The sequence below is a fragment of the Mesorhizobium sp. M7D.F.Ca.US.004.03.1.1 genome (assembly GCF_003998635.1).
Lineage (GTDB): Bacteria > Pseudomonadota > Alphaproteobacteria > Rhizobiales > Rhizobiaceae > Mesorhizobium > Mesorhizobium loti.
The window spans coordinates 1-2,674 of sequence record NZ_RZQG01000817.1 but is presented as its reverse complement, the minus strand read 5'-3'; the positions used below and the strand labels follow the sequence as shown (position 1 = coordinate 2,674).

4 protein-coding genes are annotated in these 2,674 nt (G+C 63.6%); 1 reads left to right on the top strand and 3 read right to left on the bottom strand.

The features are described 5' to 3' along the window. From EN935_RS30325 to aztA, 3 genes are all read right to left on the bottom strand, one after another. A partial coding sequence (locus EN935_RS30325) for a zinc ABC transporter substrate-binding protein (RefSeq protein ID WP_164771460.1) occupies window positions 1-328 on the bottom strand: 328 nt, incomplete at its 3' end. A gap of 26 nt (window positions 329-354) precedes the next feature. After that, window positions 355-1,230: a zinc ABC transporter permease AztB gene (gene aztB, locus EN935_RS30320; RefSeq protein ID WP_109672416.1), complete on the bottom strand. Its 876-nt coding sequence runs from the start codon at window positions 1,228-1,230 to the stop codon at window positions 355-357. Then, a complete protein-coding gene (aztA, locus tag EN935_RS30315; RefSeq protein ID WP_109672419.1) occupies window positions 1,230-2,036 on the bottom strand; it encodes a zinc ABC transporter ATP-binding protein AztA in 807 nt (268 codons plus the stop codon). The genes aztB and aztA overlap by 1 nt, the downstream gene beginning before the upstream one ends. A gap of 228 nt (window positions 2,037-2,264) precedes the next feature. Between aztA and EN935_RS30310 the strand changes: the two genes are divergently transcribed. After that, entirely contained in the window at window positions 2,265-2,609 is a 345-nt protein-coding gene (locus EN935_RS30310) for a RidA family protein (RefSeq protein ID WP_126068745.1), read from the top strand. Window positions 2,610-2,674: the final 65 nt, after the last annotated feature.

Here is a 2,674-nt window from a genome sequence, read left to right as displayed (position 1 = left end):
TGGTCAAGGTGATGATCGAGGCCTTGGTGGCGCTGGCGTCGACCAGCCGCTGCAGGAAACCTTCGAAATGCAGGCCGTTGACCAGCACGATATCGGCCTTGGCCATGGCCACCGCATCGGCCGGGCTCGGCTCGTAGACATGGGCGTCGCCATCCGGCCCGACGATGGTGGTGACATCGATACGGTCGCCGCCGACATTTTTGGCGAAATCGGCAATGACGGTGAAGCTGGCGACCACTTTCAGCGGTGCCGCGAAGGCCGACGATGCGCCAAAGGCGGTTAATGTTATAACGCTCATCGCCAGGGCGGCATGGATCGATTTCAGCATGGACGGGTCTCCTTTAGGGGCGGGGATCAGGCCGTTCTGTGACGGTGGTGGATGATGCGCGCACGCAGAATGCCGCGCGTGCCAAACAGGATCGAGGCGAAATAGACGACGCCGGCCGACAGGATGATCGCCGGGCCGGACGGCAGCGACGCGTGATAGGACAACAGAAGCCCGGCGACGCAGGAGGCAAAGCCTATCAGCACGGCCAGCACGCACATCGGCTCGACGCGCACCGTCCAGAAACGGGCGGCGGCGGCCGGCAGCATCATCAGTCCGACCGACAGCAGCGTGCCGAGTGCCTGGAAGCCGCCGACGAGGTTGAGCACGACGAGGCCGAGGAAGATGAAATGCACCGGACTGCCGAGCCGGCTGACCGAACGCAGGAACAGCGGGTCGAGGCATTCAGCGACCAGCGCTCGCCAGAAGATGGCAAGGCTGACCAGTGTCACGGCGACGATGCCGCCGATCAGCGTCAAGGCTTCATCGTTAAGCGCCAGCACGGTGCCGAACAGCACATGCATGAGATCGACGCTGGACCCCCGGATCGACACCATCAGCACGCCGATGGCGAGCGAAATCAGATAGAACGCGGCCATCGAGGCGTCCTCACGCTGGATCGTGAAGCGCGAGACGGCGCCGGCGCCGAGCGCGACGATGACGCCGGCGATCAGGCCGCCGATGGTCATCGGCAGGATTTCCAGCCCATAGAACAGGAAGCCGGCGGCGGCACCGGGCAGGATGGCATGCGCCATGGCGTCGCCCGACAGGCTCATCCGCCGCAGCATCAGGAAGACGCCGATCGGGCAGGCGCCGAGCGACAGCATCAGCGAACCGATCAGGGCTCGCTGCATGAAGCCGAAATCGGCGAAGGGTGCGATGAAAAGACCGTAAAGCGTATCCATCAGGCAGCCCTCGGTCCGACGCCATGGTGATGATCATGGCCATGATGGTCGTGATCGTGACCATCAGCGTGCTCGTCTGGCTCGCACCAGGGCGCATTCTCTTCCCAGGCTTCGTGGAAGCGGCGGGCGCGCAGCAGGTTTTCCGGCTTCAGCGTTTCCCTGGTTTCGCCCCAGGCAATCGGCTGGCGGGCGAGAAGCAGCGTTTCGGGAAAATTCTGCCGCACCAGATCGAGATCGTGGACGACCACCATGATGGTCCGTTCTTCGCCATGCCAGTGCTTGATCAGGGCAATAAGGTCGCCGACCGTCTTGGCGTCGACGGCGTTGAACGGTTCGTCGAGCAGGATGAGGTCGGCGTCCTGCAGCAGGACACGCGCAAACAGCGTGCGTTGCAACTGGCCGCCCGAAAGCGTGTCGATCGGCCGCTTCTCGAAGCCGCCGAGGCCGACCGCCATCAGCGCTTTGCTGACATCATCGCGATCTTGCTTGCTGTGGCGGCCAAGCAGGCCGCGCCGTGGCCACAGGCCGAGCGAAACCAGATCCACCACCCGCGCCGGAAAGCTGCGGTCGAGCTCGGACTGCTGCGGCAGATAGGCGGCGCGAACGCCGGGCGCGCGGATAACCTCGCCGGCCATCGGCTTCAGGACGCCGACAATACCTTTCATCAGCGTCGATTTGCCGGAGCCGTTGGCGCCGACGACGGCCGTCAGCGAGCCCTTGCGGATGGTGCCGTCGAGATGATGGATTGCAGGGTGGCTGCCGTAGCCAAGCGTCAGGTCGCGGAATGTCAGGCAGGTGTTTGTCATTCTGCGATCCGTGAGGGCGGCGAAATCCGGCTGCGGGCAGCGGCCGATTGGATATGTGATGTTATTACATTAGTCAACAAGCCAATCCGGCGGAATTGCGGCTGGCGGGTCAACTTGCCGTGTGGGGATATCATATGCCCTTGGCCCAAGGGGATTCGACTTGGCGACCTTGCCCGAAGCTGGCGGCAACTCTAAAGAGGCGCAACCGCCACAGGAAGGAACCATCCAATGAGCATTCGTCGCATCGATGTTGGCCCGCGCATGAGCCAGATCGTCATTCACGGAGATACCGTCTATCTGGCCGGTCAGGTCGGTCAGCCGACCGGCAACGTCGCTTCGCAGACCAGGGATATCCTGGCGGCTGTCGACGAACTGCTGGCCAAGGCCGGCTCCGACAAGACCAAGATCCTGCAGGCGATCATCTGGCTGGCCGACATGAGCACCTTTGCCGAGATGAACGCGGAGTGGGACAAGTGGGTGCCGCAAGGCAACACTCCGGCTCGCGCCACCGGCGAAGCAAAGCTCGCCACCCCGGAATATCTGGTCGAGGTTATTATTACGGCTGCGATTTGATCGGCGGTTTTCTACCTCCCCCTTGTGGGGGGGGCGGGACGAAGGGCCGGGTGGGGGGTGGCGCC

Bases quoted from the DNA above. Each gene is read 5' to 3' on its own strand.
- aztB (WP_109672416.1), bottom strand. From the start codon at position 1,230: ATGGATACGCTTTACGGTCTTTTCATCGCACCCTTCGCCGATTTCGGC.
- aztA (WP_109672419.1), bottom strand. From the start codon at position 2,036: ATGACAAACACCTGCCTGACATTCCGCGACCTGACGCTTGGCTACGGC.
- EN935_RS30310 (WP_126068745.1), top strand. From the start codon at position 2,265: ATGAGCATTCGTCGCATCGATGTTGGCCCGCGCATGAGCCAGATCGTC.